Annotated in this window: 28 protein-coding genes; 16 read left to right on the top strand and 12 right to left on the bottom strand. The window is 36.6% G+C overall.

Going from position 1 to position 17643, the window contains the following annotated elements; all coding sequences use genetic code 11:
* Window positions 1–28: 28 nt before the first annotated feature.
* The 7 genes from C0Q33_RS02095 to C0Q33_RS09180 form a co-directional block, all read right to left on the bottom strand.
* On the bottom strand, window positions 29–535 hold the full coding sequence (locus C0Q33_RS02095) for a hypothetical protein (protein ID WP_101476945.1): 507 nt from the start codon (window positions 533–535) through the stop codon (window positions 29–31).
* Between the two features lie 146 nt (window positions 536–681).
* Complete coding sequence (locus tag C0Q33_RS02090) at window positions 682–999, bottom strand: hypothetical protein (RefSeq protein ID WP_101476944.1); 318 nt, start codon at window positions 997–999, stop codon at window positions 682–684.
* Between the two features lie 2 nt (window positions 1000–1001).
* Window positions 1002–3170 (bottom strand): CDC48 family AAA ATPase, encoded by a 2169-nt coding sequence (locus tag C0Q33_RS02085; protein ID WP_101476943.1) that lies wholly within the window; start codon window positions 3168–3170, stop codon window positions 1002–1004.
* A gap of 8 nt (window positions 3171–3178) precedes the next feature.
* Entirely contained in the window at window positions 3179–3460 is a 282-nt protein-coding gene (locus C0Q33_RS02080) for an elongation factor 1-beta (protein ID WP_101476978.1), read from the bottom strand.
* Window positions 3461–3464: 4 nt separating this feature from the next.
* Complete coding sequence (locus C0Q33_RS02075) at window positions 3465–3644, bottom strand: zinc finger domain-containing protein (RefSeq protein WP_101476942.1); 180 nt, start codon at window positions 3642–3644, stop codon at window positions 3465–3467.
* Between the two features lie 50 nt (window positions 3645–3694).
* Window positions 3695–4831, bottom strand: coding sequence for an NAD(P)/FAD-dependent oxidoreductase (locus tag C0Q33_RS02070; RefSeq protein WP_101476941.1), 1137 nt, complete (start codon window positions 4829–4831; stop codon window positions 3695–3697).
* Between the two features lie 85 nt (window positions 4832–4916).
* Window positions 4917–5060, bottom strand: a complete 144-nt coding sequence (locus C0Q33_RS09180) for a hypothetical protein (protein WP_165776411.1) — start codon at window positions 5058–5060, stop codon at window positions 4917–4919.
* 125 nt (window positions 5061–5185) lie between these two features.
* Between C0Q33_RS09180 and pth2 the strand changes: the two genes are divergently transcribed.
* On the top strand, window positions 5186–5542 hold the full coding sequence (gene pth2, locus C0Q33_RS02065) for a peptidyl-tRNA hydrolase Pth2 (RefSeq protein ID WP_101476940.1): 357 nt from the start codon (window positions 5186–5188) through the stop codon (window positions 5540–5542).
* 4 nt (window positions 5543–5546) lie between these two features.
* On the opposite strand, the gene C0Q33_RS02060 is transcribed toward pth2, so the two are convergent.
* Complete coding sequence (locus C0Q33_RS02060; RefSeq protein ID WP_101476939.1) at window positions 5547–5804, bottom strand: hypothetical protein; 258 nt, start codon at window positions 5802–5804, stop codon at window positions 5547–5549.
* A 139-nt stretch (window positions 5805–5943) separates the two neighbouring features.
* Between C0Q33_RS02060 and C0Q33_RS02055 the strand changes: the two genes are divergently transcribed.
* Complete coding sequence (locus tag C0Q33_RS02055) at window positions 5944–6228, top strand: antibiotic biosynthesis monooxygenase family protein (RefSeq protein ID WP_101476938.1); 285 nt, start codon at window positions 5944–5946, stop codon at window positions 6226–6228.
* Window positions 6229–6258: 30 nt separating this feature from the next.
* Here the strand turns inward: C0Q33_RS02055 and C0Q33_RS02050 are convergent, their stop codons facing one another.
* Window positions 6259–6627, bottom strand: coding sequence for a hypothetical protein (locus C0Q33_RS02050; RefSeq protein WP_101476937.1), 369 nt, complete (start codon window positions 6625–6627; stop codon window positions 6259–6261).
* An 81-nt stretch (window positions 6628–6708) separates the two neighbouring features.
* Here C0Q33_RS02050 and C0Q33_RS09070 point away from each other — a divergent pair, with 81 nt between their 5' ends.
* The 7 genes from C0Q33_RS09070 (at window position 6709) to C0Q33_RS02015 (ending at window position 11256) form a co-directional block, all read left to right on the top strand.
* Window positions 6709–7587, top strand: coding sequence for a class I SAM-dependent methyltransferase (locus C0Q33_RS09070; protein ID WP_133120981.1), 879 nt, complete (start codon window positions 6709–6711; stop codon window positions 7585–7587).
* Window positions 7588–7602: 15 nt separating this feature from the next.
* Complete coding sequence (gene crcB / locus C0Q33_RS02040) at window positions 7603–7992, top strand: fluoride efflux transporter CrcB (RefSeq protein ID WP_101476936.1); 390 nt, start codon at window positions 7603–7605, stop codon at window positions 7990–7992.
* Window positions 7993–8307: a DUF190 domain-containing protein gene (locus tag C0Q33_RS02035; RefSeq protein WP_101476935.1), complete on the top strand. Its 315-nt coding sequence runs from the start codon at window positions 7993–7995 to the stop codon at window positions 8305–8307. It abuts the gene before it with no gap.
* 79 nt (window positions 8308–8386) lie between these two features.
* Entirely contained in the window at window positions 8387–8845 is a 459-nt protein-coding gene (locus C0Q33_RS02030; RefSeq protein WP_165776410.1) for a hypothetical protein, read from the top strand.
* Window positions 8846–8961: 116 nt separating this feature from the next.
* On the top strand, window positions 8962–9879 hold the full coding sequence (locus C0Q33_RS02025; protein WP_101476933.1) for an EF-Tu/IF-2/RF-3 family GTPase: 918 nt from the start codon (window positions 8962–8964) through the stop codon (window positions 9877–9879).
* A 188-nt stretch (window positions 9880–10067) separates the two neighbouring features.
* Complete coding sequence (locus tag C0Q33_RS02020) at window positions 10068–10649, top strand: endonuclease dU (RefSeq protein WP_101476932.1); 582 nt, start codon at window positions 10068–10070, stop codon at window positions 10647–10649.
* 34 nt (window positions 10650–10683) lie between these two features.
* Window positions 10684–11256 carry an MEDS domain-containing protein gene (locus tag C0Q33_RS02015; protein WP_101476931.1) on the top strand — a complete coding sequence of 191 codons (573 nt, stop codon included), beginning with the start codon at window positions 10684–10686 and terminating at the stop codon, window positions 11254–11256.
* A 44-nt stretch (window positions 11257–11300) separates the two neighbouring features.
* On the opposite strand, the gene C0Q33_RS02010 is transcribed toward C0Q33_RS02015, so the two are convergent.
* On the bottom strand, window positions 11301–11684 hold the full coding sequence (locus C0Q33_RS02010; RefSeq protein WP_101476930.1) for a hypothetical protein: 384 nt from the start codon (window positions 11682–11684) through the stop codon (window positions 11301–11303).
* Window positions 11685–11767: 83 nt separating this feature from the next.
* On the opposite strand from C0Q33_RS02010, the gene C0Q33_RS02005 reads away from it, so the two are divergent.
* The 3 genes from C0Q33_RS02005 to C0Q33_RS01995 are packed head-to-tail and all read left to right on the top strand — an operon-like array spanning window position 11768 to window position 14376.
* Window positions 11768–12928, top strand: a complete 1161-nt coding sequence (locus C0Q33_RS02005; RefSeq protein ID WP_101476929.1) for an Nre family DNA repair protein — start codon at window positions 11768–11770, stop codon at window positions 12926–12928.
* A 37-nt stretch (window positions 12929–12965) separates the two neighbouring features.
* A complete protein-coding gene (gene artG / locus C0Q33_RS02000; protein ID WP_101476928.1) occupies window positions 12966–13913 on the top strand; it encodes a thaumarchaeosortase in 948 nt (315 codons plus the stop codon).
* Window positions 13891–14376, top strand: a complete 486-nt coding sequence (locus tag C0Q33_RS01995) for a hypothetical protein (protein ID WP_101476927.1) — start codon at window positions 13891–13893, stop codon at window positions 14374–14376. The genes artG and C0Q33_RS01995 overlap by 23 nt, the downstream gene beginning before the upstream one ends.
* Here the strand turns inward: C0Q33_RS01995 and dinB are convergent.
* Window positions 14373–15467 (bottom strand): DNA polymerase IV, encoded by a 1095-nt coding sequence (dinB, locus tag C0Q33_RS01990; protein ID WP_101476926.1) that lies wholly within the window; start codon window positions 15465–15467, stop codon window positions 14373–14375. The genes C0Q33_RS01995 and dinB overlap by 4 nt on opposite strands.
* 98 nt (window positions 15468–15565) lie before the next feature.
* On the opposite strand from dinB, the gene C0Q33_RS01985 reads away from it, so the two are divergent.
* The 3 genes from C0Q33_RS01985 to C0Q33_RS01975 are packed head-to-tail and all read left to right on the top strand — an operon-like array spanning window position 15566 to window position 16355.
* Entirely contained in the window at window positions 15566–15811 is a 246-nt protein-coding gene (locus C0Q33_RS01985) for a hypothetical protein (RefSeq protein ID WP_101476925.1), read from the top strand.
* A gap of 24 nt (window positions 15812–15835) precedes the next feature.
* Window positions 15836–16114: an AlbA family DNA/RNA-binding protein gene (locus tag C0Q33_RS01980; protein ID WP_101476924.1), complete on the top strand. Its 279-nt coding sequence runs from the start codon at window positions 15836–15838 to the stop codon at window positions 16112–16114.
* Complete coding sequence (locus C0Q33_RS01975) at window positions 16098–16355, top strand: hypothetical protein (RefSeq protein WP_101476923.1); 258 nt, start codon at window positions 16098–16100, stop codon at window positions 16353–16355. The genes C0Q33_RS01980 and C0Q33_RS01975 overlap by 17 nt, the downstream gene beginning before the upstream one ends.
* 248 nt (window positions 16356–16603) lie before the next feature.
* On the opposite strand, the gene C0Q33_RS01965 is transcribed toward C0Q33_RS01975, so the two are convergent.
* Window positions 16604–17323, bottom strand: coding sequence for a proteasome assembly chaperone family protein (locus C0Q33_RS01965; RefSeq protein ID WP_101476921.1), 720 nt, complete (start codon window positions 17321–17323; stop codon window positions 16604–16606).
* A gap of 68 nt (window positions 17324–17391) precedes the next feature.
* Here C0Q33_RS01965 and C0Q33_RS01960 point away from each other — a divergent pair, with 68 nt between their 5' ends.
* Window positions 17392–17637, top strand: a complete 246-nt coding sequence (locus C0Q33_RS01960) for an Lrp/AsnC ligand binding domain-containing protein (protein WP_101476920.1) — start codon at window positions 17392–17394, stop codon at window positions 17635–17637.
* Window positions 17638–17643: the final 6 nt, after the last annotated feature.

Below are 17643 nucleotides of genomic sequence, written 5' to 3'. Positions count from 1 at the left end.
TGAAAAATTATTCTAGGTTGTAAAAAAATCAGGCTTGTTTTGACTCTGTTTTCTTTTTAGAGATCATTATGCTCAGTGTTATGTACAATCCGATGAATGCAATCTGTAATATCTCAAGCGATGGCAGCATTCTTCCAAACGTTACAGATCCTCTTGGTGGACCACCACCTCTGGGAAACTCGCCACCTGTTGCATTGCCTCTTGGAAATCCTCCTGGTTGGTGATTCTGTGGACCGCCTTCAGACATACCGCCTTCTGGAATCAAATGTAGTCTGTTTGCATACCATAGCACAAACAATACTACAGTTCCTACAATTCCTATAATTTGCCATATTTTGCCCCATCTTTTTATGACTGGAACTGCCCAGAAAATTTGTAACATTCCACCAATCAGAAAGAATACTCCTTCACCTAAACTCTCAGATAGCGTTCTTGGAACCATTTGCAAGTGTAATATTCCGGCAATTACAGTTGTTGCAGCAGCTACAATTGATAGTATCAAAATTTTCTTGTCACTCAGTATGGTTTGACTCATGTTTACAACACAAGTTTTGATTGGGGGTTATAATATATTGATTAACATTGTTCCTGAACAATTAGATGATTCTTTATTGACTTATTGGAAAAAAATGATTTGAATAGTTGGGTTTGAAACTGTAGGAAGTTTGAATATGTAATGATCTATTCTTGGATCTCTTCTTCTTGCTGGCCGACACCTGGAAAGCCTGACTCGTATTCTTTTTCCAGATTCTCCATATTTTGTCTTTCTATCTCATCTTCATCTTCTACTTTTTCAGATATCTCTATTCTACGTTCATCCTTGGTAAGCCATGTTACTTTGATCATGCCATAAATTTCCAAATTAAGAAGTATCTTGTTAAACTCGTCTTCTGGTATTGAAATTCCTGCCTTGATTAGAGCTTTTGATAATTCAGAATCAGTAAGAGATCCTGCTATCTTTATTTTTTCATATATTGTATTTCGAAGTGGGACTGCCATATCTAACCGTAAAATGCCTTGTCCATTGGCTTTGGTAATGCGTATGAGATATTATCTTTAACTGTTGAATACCATTCTTCTACTACCTTTGTAATTGATGCCTTGACACTTTTTAGAGCGGTGGAAAAGTCAACACTTGTGATCTTAGGACTATTATTTCGCATTGCGTTTACTGCAGATTCTCTGCACACTGCAACCAAGTCGGCACCACTATACCCCTTTGTTGCCACTGCAATCTCCTTCAAGTCAATGTCTCCAGAAAGTGGCATCTGTTTTGTAAGTAGCCTGATTATCTCAAATCTTCCCTTCTCGTCTGGCGGTGGAACAAAAATTACTAGATCTAATCTGCCAGGTCTTATCAAAGATGGGTCAATAAGATCTGGTCTGTTTGATATTCCTAATACAACAACTCGGGAAGCTCCTCCGTCCTCCATCTCTGTTAAGAGCTGACTGAGTAGCCTCTCTCCCATTCCTCCCTCTTCACTTGATTTGGCGCGTGCAAGCGAGTCAAGCTCATCGAATATTATTATACATGGTGACGAAGTCTTGGCCTTTCTGAATATCTCCCTGATTGCCTTTTCTGATTCGCCAACCCATTTTGATAATATTTCAGGTCCTCTTACAAATATCATGTTTGCACCGCTCTCTGTTGCAAGAGCTCTTGCAAGTAGTGTCTTTCCACATCCTGATGGACCGTACAATAGCGCGCCCTTTGGTGGTTTGATTCCCATCTTTTGGAACTTTCCAGGTTCCTTGATTGCAATTATCAAATTGTCTTGCAAAATTCTTTTTGCATCGTCCAGTCCTCCCACTTCCCTCCACCATACTTTTGGACTTTCAACATAAAATTCACGCATTGCGGTTGGAACAATTTCATGCATTGCGTCATAGAAGTCTTGTAATGTGATCTTTAGCTTTAGTAAAATTTCTGGAGATACTTTTTCAGTTTCATTTTCTACATCTGGCAAGAGAGTTCTTACAGCTTTCATTGCAGCTTCTCTGCAAAGTGATTTGATGTCTGCTCCGGTATAACCGTGCAATTCTGCAGCAAGTGTTTTGAGGTCTACATCATGTAAAGGCATACCACGTGTATGAATTTGTAATATCTCTAATCTTCCATCTGCATTGGGTACTGAGATCTCAATCTCTCTGTCGAATCTACCTGGTCTTCTCAAGGCAGGATCTACACTCTCTGGCCTATTCGTGGCTCCTAGAACAATGACATTTCCTCTCTCGTTAAGGCCATCCATCAAAGCTAACAACTGTGCCACTACTCTTTTTTCTACATCTCCATACGCTTCCTCTCTTTTTGGAGCAATTGCATCAATTTCATCAATGAATATCACACTAGGGGAATTCTCCTTTGCTTCTTTGAAAATGTCTCTCAGCCTTGCTTCTGTCTCTCCGTAATACTTGTTCATAATCTCTGGGCCGTTAATTGAATAAAAGTTGGCCTCTGACTCACTTGCCAATACTTTGGCAATTAATGTCTTACCGCATCCTGGTGGGCCATATAGGAGAATGCCACTGTGCGGTTCTATGTTCAGCCTTACAAATATTTCAGGATGTTTTAGTGGCAGTTCCACAATTTCCCTCATTCTCTTTGTCTGTAACTTGAGACCACCTATCTCTTCAAATGTGACTCGAATTTTTTTATCGGTGGTTGTTTCAGTTAGTATGGTAACGGCAGTACTACGCTCAATCTTTACAACAGCTTTTGGCGAAATTTTATGAATTTTAAAATCCATTGAATTCCCAAGAATCATAACTGATATCTCGTCTCCCTCTGAAAGAGGTAGTCCTCTGAGTCTATTTTTTACAAAATCTGTAAATTCCTTGTCTACTGTAACATTGCCATTAACTGGCATCAGGGTTACGCTTTTTGCAGGCTTGGCAACTATTTTTTTTACATTTACTAGATCGTTTATTCCAACACCTGCATTCTTTCTTGTCTGACCGTCAATTCGTATTACATCTGGTGATTTGTTATCATCATCTGCAGGCCAGACTATGGCACAGCTTGCCCTCTTACCTGTTATTTCTATCATATCTCCTGCTTCTACTTTTAAAAACTCCATTGCCTCCGGTTCTATTCTAGCTCGTCTCTTTCCAACGTCTCTTTGTTTTGCTTCTCCGACCCGCATTTGAAGCAGTTCGTCTTTTTTTACCAAAAGGCCACCTACTTCATGTCAACAGATGTTCGACTTAAACCTAATACTTGAAATTCTCCTACGCCTTCGATTGAACGAATCGCATTTTCAAGAGAATCCATTTGTCCTTCTTTATCATCTAGGGAAAATTCGGCATTAAGAAAATAAAGCCCATATGCAAGTGGCTCTTTTGTATACTTTGAAAATATTATTCCTTCTTTTAATACTCCTTGGATCTTTTTTGCAACCTCATCTAGATCTATCTCAGTTCCAGTTGGAAGGATTTTTGCTCGAAGCGAAAGTCGCGCCATTTTTTTAAGGTCCTTCAAAAGTGCATGAATTACACTTGTATGCTCTCGCTGCTTCTCTGCAACTCTCGCATCTCCAAAGCAATAGGGAACCGCAGCTAGGACAGTTAAATTTTACACACATGTCTCTAGGCATTATTGGTCTGTGGCATGAAGTGCACACGGGTAATGCTATTGTTGACGACATGTTAAAAACGCAAGTTTGACCGAATTTATATCTTGCTTATCATTTATCATCTAGTTCAACAATCTTCTCAATTCATTTCCAAGAATTGCCTGAACTGCTTTGACCGACCCTCGTACTCCTAACATCTTTGCAACAGACGTGGTATGAAAATCAAAGCTTCCTTCTTTTGAGATCTCATCTAGTATCTTTGGTGTTATGGAATCAAATATTGAATCAACTGATTTGTTGTCCAGTCTCTCAAGCAGGGAACGTGCAAGAAGCATATGCTCAAACTCCTTGCCAAATTTTCCAGTCCACTCTTTTTGGTATTCTGATAAACTAGATTCTTTTCCTGACTCTAAAAATTTGGAAATCGATCTTCCTGCCAACATGCCTCCAATTCCGGAAGAGTAAATTCCGCCTGCTGTTGTAGGCTTTGCCTGTCCTGCGGCATCTCCTATTGTTACTAGATTTCCTATAACAAATTCCTTGATTGGACCTTTAATCCAAATTGGCGCAAATATTTTTCTAATGGTTGAATGTCTTCCTTTCTTCTTGAGAAATTCTTCTATGGCAAGTGCTGGATTGATTCCTCTTCCTGCAACTCCAATTTTAGCTTCATCTCTTCTTGTAGGTATAACCCATGCAAAAAATCCTGGATATTTTTCTTGATCCAAATGAACTTCAATTCTTTCTTTGTCTATCCAATCTGCAAAGACTTCGTATTGTGCGGATTGGAGTGTACCAGTTCTATCCTTCTGAATGAGCGATGATACTCCTCTTGCATCAACTATTATCTTACACTTTATCTCGCCGTCTGAAGTTCTTACACTGTCTTTTGTTATCTCTCTTAATGATGATTTTACTCTAATCTCTGCTCCATTGACTTGGGCCTGATGAGCAATCTGTTTGTCAAACTCACGTCTGTCCAATACTATGACCTGCTGAGGTCTTGCATCAAGTGTAAAACTTTTTCCAGATGGTGCTACTATTTTAGCAGAACGTATCTTGTTGTCAAGTGTAGCTCTCATGGGAATGATTCCCAAGTCCTCCATTGCAGGAATGCTTACTACTCCTCCGCAATGTTCTGGAGTTCCAATCTCATGATCTTCTTCTATGACGAGGACTTTGTGGTTTTTTGCTGCAATCTCTCTTGCACATAACAGTCCTGCAACACTTCCACCTGCTATTACAACATCATAGTCCATGATATTTTTTTATCAATATCTGTACTATTAATTCAATATGTATTTTGAAAAAGCTGTATTGTGTGTTTATGTGAAAAAATGGGTTTTAGTGGCTATGACCGCAACCACAAGAGTCGTGACTTTCTGCGGCTTCGTGATGGCCTCCCTTGTCTGAACACTTGGAACATTTGTCTGATCCAGTAGCAGAAAAGAATCCAATTCCGCATGATACGCATTTCATACCTGGCATGTATGTTATATCATAAACCCGTTATTTATGGATATGACATTAATGATTATTCTGTCTCTTGTTGTTTTTTCTTATTGTAAAATAATTCAAAAGTTTAACATGTCCTAATATTATTTCAATCTAGTATGGGTGTAATTAAACAGGTAATAGTTGTAAGAAAAGATCTTGGCATGGGTGCTGGAAAGATTGCTGCACAGGTGGGACATGCATGTGTTTTAGGGGCTGAACATGTGCGAAAATCAAAAAGAGAATGGTATGATCAATGGGAGAGATATGGCCAGCAAAAAGTAGTTCTCAAGGTGTCAAGCTTGTCAGAATTGGATAAAATAAAACGAGATGCAATATCGCATGATCTACCATGGTCTGAAGTGACAGATGCAGGACATACCCAGATAGAGCCTGGAACAGTTACTTGTATTTCCATAGGGCCTGCTCCAGAAGAGATGATAGACAAAGTTACAAAAGATCTAAAACTTTTATAATCTGTTATATTTTGCGTTCTCTGTCTTTTACTTTAACATCATACGACGCAGTGATGTTGTCCCCAATTTTTGCAGTACAGGGTATGTTGCGAATGATGTATCCATCGACTGTCTGTGCAGTACATTTACCATCTTCTACATAGACAACCTTCATTTTTTCTGTAACCATGGTTGGAATTAAATTCCAAAATGGGAACACTATGGTTGTCATTACAATTATGGCAGCGGCGATGGCACCATATGCCACGAGTTTCTCATTCATACATTTTGATCGAATTAGTCCGTTATTTAGCATTATTGAGATAAAGTATTGTGTTTGGCATTAAGGGGATTGTACGTGTCGTTTACTGGATTTGGTAATCTTAGAAATATTCTTATGGAAATCAATACTGTCTAATTTCATGTTTGTAGTTACCGCAGAAATTCAGATTAAGAAAGGTTCTGAAAATGAATTTAAGGACTGGATCAAGGAATCCAATGCGGAACTTTCAAAATTTGATGGCTTTGTAAGGAGAAGGCTACTTGAGACGCATAATGGTAAGCATGTAATCTTGGTAGAATTTGAAACCAAGGAAAAGTTTGAAACTATGCATAAAACTCAGGAACACTTTAGGATACAATCAAAGGGACATTCTTTCATGGAAGGTCTTCCAAAGCCAACATTTTACGAAGTCGTATCTCAATAAATAAAATATTCCTAGTTTTTTACTACTCGTCTACAAATAATGTATTTTCATGTGGTTTCTGTGAACTGTTTCAAACTGGGTGAGATGACCACAATGTACACAAGAGAAAAACTGGTCTGTTGGCTGCGTTGGGCGTTCCTCTAATTTGTAATCGTCTAATGGTATTATAGAAATTGTATCTTTTTTCTGTATGACTGCAAAGTGTTTCTCAATAGATAATGACTCTAGAAAACTTTTGATTGCTTTTATGACTCCGGCAGAATCAATTTCTTCTTCACTTAGTGGAGCAAGCATGAATTCATTTATTTTTAATGCTGGTACTGCACCTACCTGGTCCGATGTGTAGACGGCTAGTGGCGATTTTAAAGACGGTATGCCCTTACAATCTACTGTTATCATGCATATCTCAATTGTTTGTTGATATTTTAGTCTAACAAATTACCACTTGGACCTTAATCTCTTGATGGTTGTTGAATTTTATTGTACGAATCTAGCTTGGTATATCTAAGATGTGTCAAATGTGGACACAAGTTGGAACTTGAAATCTTTGAGAAGAACAATGAAGTTGTTGAGGGTATTCTTTCCTGTGTACACTGTACTGCCAACTATCCTATAATTTCATCAATTCCATTTTTATTGGAAGACTTTTCTTCCTATTTTTCAATTAGAGCCAAATTGGGAGGGTATCTATTATTGCACGCAAAAAATCTAAAAATAAAATCTCTGATAAAAAAATCTCTACATGAAATAAAATATGTTGGAGAAGATACTACTAATTTGGAAAAGAACTGGGCTGTCATATACAAAAAAAGCAAACATACATCATTTGAGACAAAAGTGAAAAATATCATAAAGACACTTCCAAAATGCGTCTCTGTAATAGAGCATGGTTGTTCTGTAGGAGCAATATCTGCTGTTCTGGCAAAATATCACAGTCAAGTTTTTGGAATAGACAAATCATTTTTTGCCTTGTTGGAAGCAAAAAAACGTAAAATCAAAAACTCTGATTTTTTTCTAGCGGATTCTTTGTCACATCCATTTGGTAATAAAAAATTTGAACTAAGCGTGGCACTTAATGTATTAGAATTAATTGAGCCTTTGAAACTTTTAAAAATTATACGTAATCAAACTAGAAGATTTGTAATACTTTCAGATCCGTATGATTATGAACGAGGTAAAAACTCTGTCAAAGTCAAACTTGACGCAAAATCACTGAGGCTGCAACTAAATAAAATGGGTTTCAAGCTTTTACGACATACGAGCAAACCAAGTTTTATTCCTTGGAAATTAATTGTAAACCATAGACTTGAATTGAATTACAAGGTAGATCTGATTCTTGCAGTTATATTGAGCAAATAATGTGGTTAATCAAAAATGAAGCCAATCGTAATAATCTTTATTGCAGTGGGTGGGCTTGTAGGAACTTTTCTTAGGTATCGAATAACTGAATCTCCACTACTTTTAGGAACTCTATCAGTAAATGTCTTGATTGTTAATATCATTGGAAGTTTCATTTTGGGTTTGTTTGCAGTCATGTCTCAACAATGGAGCCTTGATCAAAAATATGCAATGCTAATAGCAATAGGCTTTTGTGGTTCTCTTACAACAATGTCCTCTTTTGCATTGGAAACAAGTAATCTTTTTGATAACAAGCAATTGGGACTTGTGGCAGTAAATATAATTGCAAATGTGGGACTATCGATAGGTGCTATCTTTGGCGGAAAATCTTTGATGACTGTAATTCTTCAAGGAGGATTTCGCTAGATGAACAGAGTCAAAATGTACTGTCTTACAATACGAATAAAAAAGAATGATAATACAGACGGAAAAAGAACACATCATGTAATTCTTGATCTTTTGAAAAAATCCCAGATCACAGGTGCTACTGTTTGGACTGGAATTGGAGGATATGGAAAACATGGTGCGTCAGATCTTCACATTGAGGGAATTACAGTAAACATGCCTCTGATTATTGAGATTGTTGATGATAAATCAAAAATAGAATCTGTTCTTCCTGAGATAAAAAAGATAGTGGATGGTAACGGTCTAGTGACAATACATGAAGTAGACTGTCTCTAGATGGTGTAAAATTATTCACAGTTGCGACGATGAGAATTTCTTCTTTAAATTTAAATAGCCATTAGAAAAAGTATGTATGTTGAAAGTTACAACGATGTCGATTATAGTCATGTTTTTGGCAAGTGCCTTGGTTTTGCCAGTTGGTATGTCCTATGCCCAAACTAATGTTACCGCAGTTGCTCCAACTTTTCAAACCATAACTAATTCAGCTGGTGGTAACCATACAATGTATCATCATGGAAATTACACTGGTATGTATCCTGGTATGAACCACACTGGTATGATGTACCAAAGTATGAATCATACCGGAATGATGTCTCCTGGTATGAATCATACAATGTCGATGCCAATGACTAATGCTCCCGCACCAAAAATGATGGCACCCTTAGAGGAGGTAAAATCTGGAGTTGCTCCAAAATCTGTAACATGTGAACAAGGTTTTTCTTTGATTCTAAAAGCAGAGGATGGCTCTGCCGCATGTGTGGATTCTTCTGTTGCTCAAGTACTGGTTCAGCGTGGATGGGCAGTTCATTCATAATATAACTGATAAAAACTACAAGAACAATACCTGTTATTCATATTTTCTCTTCTAATTTTTATCAACGAATTAATTTCCACAAGATATTTTACTAGTTTCATTGTTTTCACAAATCGATGAAATCAATAAATTTTACATTACTAGGTGATGAATCGCTTGCCAAAGATTTTGGAAAGAAAGGAACTTCGACTGATATTACAATTTATGATAGAAAAGAGTCTGATACATTGCGAACATGGACTATTCCTACTTCATTTCCAGACAAGATCCAACCGCTTTTTCAGGCAATTAGTATGGGCGAGTATGTCATACTGCATGTCTCAAAATTAGATAAATTTACAGGAGAGCAGATAATCGCACTAGATGTTTTAGAAAAGAAAAAAGGTATTTTGTCTCATACCTTTGATGTTGACAGAAACACGTTACTTTCAATGATAAAAGGTACTGTTGTAGAACAATACAAAATAGTTGAACCTGAAAATTTAAAAAAAGAAATTGATCAACTAGAGCCTATCTCAACAGACGGTAAACCCAAAATCATAATTGATCATTGTTTTGATGTCAAAGGTGTAGGGACAGTAATTCTGGGTAAAATTGTACAAGGTAAAATAAAACAGTATGACACACTCAAACTTTTTCCAAAAGGTCTCGATGTAATGGTAAAATCAATTCAAATGCATGATGATACTGTACCAGAGGCAGTTTCTCCTGCAAGAGTAGGTATTGCGGCAAAGGGCGTTACCCCTGATGACATTCAAAGAGGTGATGTACTTTCTCTTCCTGATGCATCTTTAACATCACAAGAGATTGAAATTGATTACATACAAAGCAAGTTTTTTAAAGATAAATTATCTGAAAACCAAATGTTCCTTGTAAGCCTAGGGTTACAAATACGACCTGCAAAAATTGTCTCACTTAATCCTATGAAACTCTCTCTTGGTAAACCGGCTGTATGTGAAAAAGGTGAGATCTGTGTAATTCTAAAACCCGAGTCTACCACTATTCGTATTGTGGGGAGCGGAAAAATAAAATAAATTTAACTTATTATAAATATATCCGATATCATTTTGTCTTCTAAATTCACTAAAATAGATCTATGTCATATTGGATTATGAGTTGACTCTGCTTGATACTACTGCCATGGCTTCGTGGTCTGTCTTGACTGCAATTTGTATGGTTGTCATAGGTCTGGTTTATAGAAGATTTTCAAAAATAAAAAATAATGAATCATATACATCTTGAAAAGAAGGGCCTAAGAGGGCTTGCCATTGCTGAGAGCTTCAAGCAAGGTGATGATTTCTCTAGACTTGCAGGTGTAGTTATTAGACGAGATTTTATCATTGATGGATTTGTGTTTGGAAAATGTACCATAGAGGGAGATGATGCAACTGACGCAATTCTTGATATGTATTCTAGGTTAAATCGAGACGACATTAGTTATATTATAATTTCAGGCCTTGTAATTTCTATGTATAATATTATAGACATCAAGAAAATCTGGGAAACAACAAAAATTCCAGTCATTGGAGTAACGTATGAAGAATCTAGAGGAATTGAGGATACAATACGACATCATTTTCCAAATTCATATGAAACAAAACTAGAACAATATTCTAAACTTGGTAAAAGAACAGAGATTACTTTACACACTGGATACAAACTATACTTGAGAAATGAAGGTTGTTTGTTGGAAGAGGCAAAAAAATTTCTAGACTTGGTTACTGTCCAGGGCTCTGTACCTGAACCAATCAAAGTTGCTCAATTGCTTGCCAAGGCATCATCATCCCTGTCTTTTAACCAATAAAACTATATAGATTTCTAGTACCACTTTTAACCACATGAATTCTCAATTATCTTTTGGCTTATTTGATTCTAAAAAACATCTCATGGTTGCATCTGATGATATTGCAATTGGCCACAAAATAGAATTTGAATTCCTAAAAGAGGGTCTTGATAAAAATGAATTATCGATTTATCTTACTCATGGTGACGTAAAACAAGTTGAAAAAGAAATGCTAGTTTTTGGCATTAATGTAAGTCATTATAAAAAGAAAGAATTACTAAAAATTCTCAATATTGGAAATCCGGCAGAAGACTCTTTAGATTTTTTAGATTCCATTCAAACATCACTTCAAAAAATACTACCAAACCCAGAAATATCTTTCAGAATAGTAGGAAGGCTCATTCCTGATGTGGGAACAGAAACTGCAATGGCTATTCAAGTCAAATTTGAAAAAATATTCCATAATAGTATCTTTGACAAACTCAACGGCTCTATATTGTGTACATATGACCTATCTCAGATACAGGCAAATAACGAATGGATGAGATGGCTCACGGAACTGCAAGAAAATCATCATGCATATTTGATTTATAAAAATGGAAAAAGCAATCTTACTGTAAATGCCTGATAATTTTTAATTATAATCCGCACTGGCGGTACAAAATTACTATGTTATCTTCTCTCTTCTTTTGTTACTTTCCAGCCGCCACGTGAAAATCTAGATGACTCGAATTCAACCTGGCCTATTATTCTGTCCACTTTTTTTACCATTCCGTACTCATTTTTGGCCACTTTGACCAAAAGTTTTCTTGTCTTGTATCCTCCTTCTATAACTTTGATCTTAAATCGCTTGCTTGCCTTCATTGTTAACTCTCTTGCAGCTTTAGGATCTGCAATTAATGAATACATCTCAAATGTGCCAAAATTCTTTGTTGTAATTTCGTAATTGTACAGTCTTGCCTCAAACTTTAGGCCGTCTTTTTTTGCTTCTGCATTCATCCATTCTACAGCTAAAATTCCGTATCCTTTTTCTACTCCAAAAGTTTCTGAGTCCATATTATAAAATTGCAAACAAGCTGAATATAACTCAAAACCGATTAGCTAAATAATATTATTAGCATGATGATACTAGAAATTACGTGAAGCGCACTGCTGCAGAGATACGAAAGGCAATAGAATCAAACTGGAAAGAATACCTTTCGCGTTATGGAAATCTTTTTTCCTCTAATCATGTTGACGGTTCTACTCCGCCATCTGTATTTGTGGGAGCATATGGATATCCAAAAGTTTTGGTAGGTCCAATGTTGCCTCCAATTCATGGAGATACTGCAATACTTGATTCTCCTGAAAAATGGGTAGGAAAAAGTCTTGAAGATATAGTAAATTACAGACTGAGCCTAGTTCGTGGAATAAAACCAGTAAAGGTGGAGGATGTTGGACAACGATACATTGAGAGTCTGCAAGAGATGTCCATGTCAGTCAAGTCGACTGACGCACAGATGGAACTTGTAAAAAATGCCTCGCCTGTTGTCTCAGTTGATGGCGACAGCCCTATTTTCGGCCCAATAGGAGAAATAAAATCTGCCACGTTTTCAAACTCATCTTCTGATAAACAAATCCAAAAGTCATATTATGACAAAGACCTCTTGGCGCAAGATGCAGTAGTTGATCTTTTCAACAAGGGAATAGAGATCTCAAGAATTCAAAAGTGTTTTAGTATTGGAATGTTTGGAAAAAACCGTAAACTTGTTCCTACTCGTTGGAGCATTACTGCAACAGATGATACTATTTCAAAAGCACTTGCAGAAAAAATAATTGAATATGATATACTTGACACAACTCTAGTATTTTCGTATAATCACCTGGGCAACTATTTTTGCGTCATAATGTTTCCAAGCAGGTGGATGTTTGAGATGCAAGAAGCATGGTATGACGAACAGGGAAATGTAGGATTTGGCTGTGATTTTGAAGATGTTACAGGACTAAAACACTATCCTGAAACTGCAGGTGGTCACTTTGCATCAAGACTTGCAGTATCTGAATATCTTGATGTGCGTAAATTGCAAGCAGCTGTGATGGTATTGCGTGAGATCAGGCCAGAATATGCGGTACCTGTTGGTGTTTGGCAAGTAAGGGAAGGAGTTAGAATGGCATTAAAACAAAAACCTATACAAGTTACAAATTTTCTAGAGGGGCTTGACAATGCTTGTAAGGCATTAAGCATAGGGAAAAATGAATGGATCTCTCACAGCAAGTTGTATCAGGCAAAAAAACAAAAATCAATTTCAGATTTTTTCTAGTTGCTAGAGTTTTTATTTAACACAATCTGGACGTGATATATTGCAAAACAAAAGCATCATTTTTGCACTGGCTATACTTGCATCACCTGTGATATTTGCACTAGCCGTGTTTCCAGACTCGTTTAGTCTTGGCTGGAATCAGGGCAGGGGTGGATTTCTCTTTGCCATGGCCTTTATCGCAGCAGAATTGATCGGTCTAAAATTAGAGATTCCAAAGAAAAAATTACTGACAATTATTCCTCTTGCAGCAGCAGTGATTGTTTACCTTATCGCTTTACATCTAGGACTGAAAGATTACCTAGTTTCTATTGCTCCTCAATTCCACATACAGGTTGTATATTCATGGACTTGGATGTGGGACTTTATTGTACTTGCCGCATTTTTTATTGCAAGTATGACTATATTATTTGGAAAAAGATGGATTAGAATATCTCCTGCTGGACCGATATATACAGCAGGAACTGCAATCATACTTTCACTTGATGCATTTTTCCCATATGATTCACTAGGTCCGTTGCAATACGTAGTGCCATATCTTGTAAAACTTGATGTTTTTCTAATTGGTGCATTCCACGTGGGTCATGCCACTTCACAAGGTAATGTCATGTTTCTAAATGGGGATCATGGTCCATTTGCATTACAAGTGTTTTGGCCCTCTGCCGGTGTCCACAGTATGATTATCTATTCTCTTGTAATGATGGCGTTCTTGTTAAAGATGAATATTCCAAGGAATAGAAAAATTGGCTACTTTGTCATGGGCGTAGTGGGAACAATTACTGTTAACGTAATTAGGATATTCTCGCTATCCATCTTTGTACTCAAGGTATCAACAAATGTAAACGAGTTTGAGTCATTTCATGGAATTGCAGGAGAGATTATGTTCCTGCCGTGGCTGTTTATCTTCTTGCTCATAGTTACATATATTGAAACAAAACGTATCAAAAAACTAGAGATTGCAAAGCATGAACAGGATCCAAGTAAATAGAGACTTACAAGATGGAATCTATAATCTTGAAGACATATTTGTAAATCTAAAAACAGTCGAGATACTTTTCAAGGTTTTCAAATCTCATGAAGTTCTAGAAGACGTGTTTGAAAACACTCCAGTTATTGTAGATGGTAGTAGTCATTACATGCATGTTAAAAATGAGGACGCATCAATTGTAGTAGGACGAGATCATCTAAAAAACTCTGAAAAAAAAATTCTTTATCTTGATATAATTCATGAATTGGTCCATGTGAAACAGCAAAGGGCTGGTCTTGATCTCTATGACAGTTCATATGCATATGTTGATAGGCCTACCGAAATTGAAGCCTATGAGATTGCAGTTGAGGAGGCAAGAAGGCTTGGAATGAAAGACGATGAGATATTTGAATATCTACATGTGGAATGGATATCTCATGATGAACACAAGCGTCTGGCATCCCGAGTCGGTGTACGGATTTAAAAAAATCTTGTAATGTCTACTTGTCCATGAATCTGTGAAAAATCTGAGACCCGAACTCCTAGTCGTCTGATTAATAGTCTTTGATCTTCTAGTGATTCTTTTAGTAATTGGATTGCAGCTTTTTTTAATTCATCAAGGCCCGATGTTGGATTTTTTAGAGTCCTTGATTTTGTTCTGCTTGAAAGATCAGATTGTACAAATTGTATTCCTACAGACTTGAACAATATGTCGTCTTTTACAATTGCTTGGTGTAGGTCGTCGCATAATTTTTCTAAATCTTTTACAAGAAAATCAAAATCTTTGGAATCTTGTTTTAGTGTGATAATTCTGCTATATTGGACAGGATCGTGTCTTGGAGATACCGCTTCATCATCAATACCGCGTGCAGCATTGTAGATATAGGTTCCAACTTTTCTTCCAAATAATCCGTTTAGTGTAAAGACGTCTACACCACGAAGTTGTGATATTGTTTCAAGGCCAATTTCAGCAAGTTTCTCCTCGGATTTTTTGCCAATTCCTGGAATTGATCTTATTGGCAAAGGATCTAAAAATGACTCTACCTTTTCTGGCTCGACAATCGTAAGACCATCTGGTTTTTTATAATCTGAGGCAATCTTGGAGACAAGCTTGTTTGCAGAGATTCCAACAGTACTTGATATCTTTACTGCACTGCGCAAAGAATTCTTTAATTGCTGTGATAGATGCGCCGCCCTTTTAAAATCAGATTCCACTCTGTTTGTAACATCAAGATATGCCTCATCTCTTCCAACATATTCAAAAACATCGGCATAGCTTCTGATTATGCTCATTGCACTATCTGAAACTTCGGTATAGTAATCAAAATCTGTAGGCAAAAATACCGCCTCTGGAACTTCTTCTAACTTCTTTTTTGCAAACTTGATTGGCATTCCAGATTTTACGCCATATTTTCTTGCCACATAATTGGCAGTTGCAATTGCTCCGCTGTCTCCACCACGGTCTGAATATACACATACTACAACAGGCTTTGTTTTCAAATCTGGCTTGCGAATCTCTTCGCACTGGGCATAAAAATAATCAAAATCGATATGGAGTACTACTCTACTGCTCACAATGAATTTATGATTTGAAATCCTTATTACGTTATTGCTATGTTTAGGAGTTTTTGTCTATTGATATAATCTAAATATCCTCTCACTCTAAATCAAATGTGGATTATCCTATTGTAGTAGAATCCGAAGGTGTCAAAATAAGATCAGAGAAGATGGAAGTTGACAAGCTATACTATTGCATATATCAAGAAAAAATATTGTTGTTTTACAAAGAAAAAAATGATATGCTAAATTGCTATGAAATAACAGAAAAAGATGTAATCGATGAGGTAAAACAATCACAATCTGACGATATTGAAAACATACTGCAACGATATATAGAAAAAAAGAACCTTAACTATTAAATAAAACACAACAAGAGTTGTCGTATGTCAAGACCGCCTAATATCATATTTATTGGTAAAAAACCCCTTTTGACATATCTTAATGCCACTCTGACACTTTTAGCAAATGAGCCTACTGTCACTATAAAGGCAAGAGGTCGAAGTATAATCACCGCAGTGGACGTATCTCAAATGATAGTTAAACGAATGAGTGCAATGGGATACAAGGTAAGTGGTGTGAGGATCTTCTCTGAGAGATTGGAATCAAAAGATGGAAAAGAAAGAAACGTCTCAACTATAGAGATAGATGTTTCTAAAAGTTAGAATGCTCAATAGGCAGCAAAAGTGGATTTTAATTATAATTGCAGTTGGATCTACTCTGGCATTTATCTCATATTATACAGAATCATCAACTGTCTGTCCATTGCGTCAGCTAAGTATTGTCAGTCAAATACAAAATTATGGCAAGACGCAAGATCCACAAACATGTGATATGCTAAATGCAAAAATTTCTCAATTTAATTCTGAATGTAAATCTGATGTTGAAGAATTGGACTGTGGATGATATCTAGTATACAAAAAATTTTGATGTTTGGGTAATCTGGTTTTGTAGAAAGTCAAATGCATCTTTTACTGTATTTTTGTAGATGAATTCATCTTTGCCATTGTTTGAAATGTTTATGCAGTATCTTTTCGAGGTTTTGTTGATAAATATGTGATCTGACTCGCTATCAATTCTTATGCCTTCATCAGAATCCAATGACCTTAAATTTTTTTCCAAGTTATCTTTAGAAATGGAACGTTCCTGGTATGTCATCCGTAAATTGCATCTCGGATTGGACCTGCATCTTGCTCGGTCTGTTTGAGGTTTTCTTCAATACCTTCAGCTTCTCGTAGTAATGATTTAAGATCACATGAAGCCCCTGGAACTAGTTTTGACATTGCCATGCAAATCTCTGCACCTGCCCTATAGTCAGGTCCTGATTCTCTGGCTTTGCACAACAGTACTATTACATTGATATTTGATATCAATCCCTCGTTTAACAAAATTCCAGGAATTCCTGGGATGGTACCATTTTTTAATACTGGAATTTCTGCATCACGTAGTTTTTTCTTGGCCTCATCTGTACTTCCAACTCCTATCACAAAAGGCGTGTCCTCATCACTTTTGATTGCAGAGCTACTGATGATAAATGAGCATTTATGGTCGCTTGCCCACTTTAACATGGTCTTTGCCACTTCGCGATGGATTGATTCGTGTGGAGTAAGATATGATGAAAATACTGCCAGTTTGAGATTTTTATTAACTAGAATTCTTGCTGGAAAGTTTGGCACTTCGTCTCTTACTATGCTGATTGGAGGAAATAGTTCTGAATCAAGAACGCCTGCTAATTCAAACTGAGATGTGTTATTGACAAGTGACTCTGTTGCTATGGCATTGGCTAAACCTGTGTATGGAAAACCATCGATGACATAGCCGTCTTTTACATCGATTGGAATTATCTCTCTTACAAATACAGTATCATTTGCCATACGAGAGTTATCGAATACGCCTTTTTAAATATGGATATCATTTTATGTGGCAAAAACAGACTTTATTCATGGAATCACTATACATATTGATTAACTGTGATCTGGGCTCTGAAGTTGATATTATATCCGAGCTTGCAAAAATTCCTGAAATAAAAGAAGTACGAGGCACATATGGAATATATGACATATTTGTAAAATTGCAAGCTGATTCCCAATCTGCACTAGAGTCAATCATAACTCACAAAATCAGACGACTTGCAAAGGTCAGATCTACTGTGACATTAACTCCTATCCTATCTCAGGGTGGACGTTAAGTCAAA

It is taken from the genome of Candidatus Nitrosotalea bavarica (assembly GCF_900167955.1).
Classification (GTDB): Archaea; Thermoproteota; Nitrososphaeria; order Nitrososphaerales; family Nitrosopumilaceae; genus Nitrosotalea; species Nitrosotalea bavarica.
Note: the sequence above shows the minus strand (reverse complement) of the source record. Positions and strands in the feature narration are given on the sequence as shown.

Excerpts from the sequence above, each read along its gene's own strand:
- C0Q33_RS02095 (WP_101476945.1), bottom strand. The coding sequence starts at position 535 with ATGAGTCAAACCATACTGAGTGACAAGAAAATTTTGATACTATCAATT.
- C0Q33_RS02090 (WP_101476944.1), bottom strand. The coding sequence starts at position 999 with ATGGCAGTCCCACTTCGAAATACAATATATGAAAAAATAAAGATAGCA.
- C0Q33_RS02080 (WP_101476978.1), bottom strand. The coding sequence starts at position 3,460 with ATGGCGCGACTTTCGCTTCGAGCAAAAATCCTTCCAACTGGAACTGAG.
- C0Q33_RS02075 (WP_101476942.1), bottom strand. The coding sequence starts at position 3,644 with ATGTCGTCAACAATAGCATTACCCGTGTGCACTTCATGCCACAGACCA.
- C0Q33_RS02070 (WP_101476941.1), bottom strand. The coding sequence starts at position 4,831 with ATGGACTATGATGTTGTAATAGCAGGTGGAAGTGTTGCAGGACTGTTA.
- C0Q33_RS09180 (WP_165776411.1), bottom strand. The coding sequence starts at position 5,060 with ATGCCAGGTATGAAATGCGTATCATGCGGAATTGGATTCTTTTCTGCT.
- pth2 (WP_101476940.1), top strand. The coding sequence starts at position 5,186 with ATGGGTGTAATTAAACAGGTAATAGTTGTAAGAAAAGATCTTGGCATG.
- C0Q33_RS02060 (WP_101476939.1), bottom strand. The coding sequence starts at position 5,804 with ATGAATGAGAAACTCGTGGCATATGGTGCCATCGCCGCTGCCATAATT.
- C0Q33_RS02055 (WP_101476938.1), top strand. The coding sequence starts at position 5,944 with ATGTTTGTAGTTACCGCAGAAATTCAGATTAAGAAAGGTTCTGAAAAT.
- C0Q33_RS02050 (WP_101476937.1), bottom strand. The coding sequence starts at position 6,627 with ATGATAACAGTAGATTGTAAGGGCATACCGTCTTTAAAATCGCCACTA.
- crcB (WP_101476936.1), top strand. The coding sequence starts at position 7,603 with ATGAAGCCAATCGTAATAATCTTTATTGCAGTGGGTGGGCTTGTAGGA.
- C0Q33_RS02035 (WP_101476935.1), top strand. The coding sequence starts at position 7,993 with ATGAACAGAGTCAAAATGTACTGTCTTACAATACGAATAAAAAAGAAT.
- C0Q33_RS02025 (WP_101476933.1), top strand. The coding sequence starts at position 8,962 with ATGAAATCAATAAATTTTACATTACTAGGTGATGAATCGCTTGCCAAA.
- C0Q33_RS02020 (WP_101476932.1), top strand. The coding sequence starts at position 10,068 with ATGAATCATATACATCTTGAAAAGAAGGGCCTAAGAGGGCTTGCCATT.
- C0Q33_RS02015 (WP_101476931.1), top strand. The coding sequence starts at position 10,684 with ATGAATTCTCAATTATCTTTTGGCTTATTTGATTCTAAAAAACATCTC.
- C0Q33_RS02010 (WP_101476930.1), bottom strand. The coding sequence starts at position 11,684 with ATGGACTCAGAAACTTTTGGAGTAGAAAAAGGATACGGAATTTTAGCT.
- C0Q33_RS01995 (WP_101476927.1), top strand. The coding sequence starts at position 13,891 with ATGAACAGGATCCAAGTAAATAGAGACTTACAAGATGGAATCTATAAT.
- C0Q33_RS01980 (WP_101476924.1), top strand. The coding sequence starts at position 15,836 with ATGTCAAGACCGCCTAATATCATATTTATTGGTAAAAAACCCCTTTTG.
- C0Q33_RS01975 (WP_101476923.1), top strand. The coding sequence starts at position 16,098 with ATGTTTCTAAAAGTTAGAATGCTCAATAGGCAGCAAAAGTGGATTTTA.
- C0Q33_RS01965 (WP_101476921.1), bottom strand. The coding sequence starts at position 17,323 with ATGGCAAATGATACTGTATTTGTAAGAGAGATAATTCCAATCGATGTA.
- C0Q33_RS01960 (WP_101476920.1), top strand. The coding sequence starts at position 17,392 with ATGGAATCACTATACATATTGATTAACTGTGATCTGGGCTCTGAAGTT.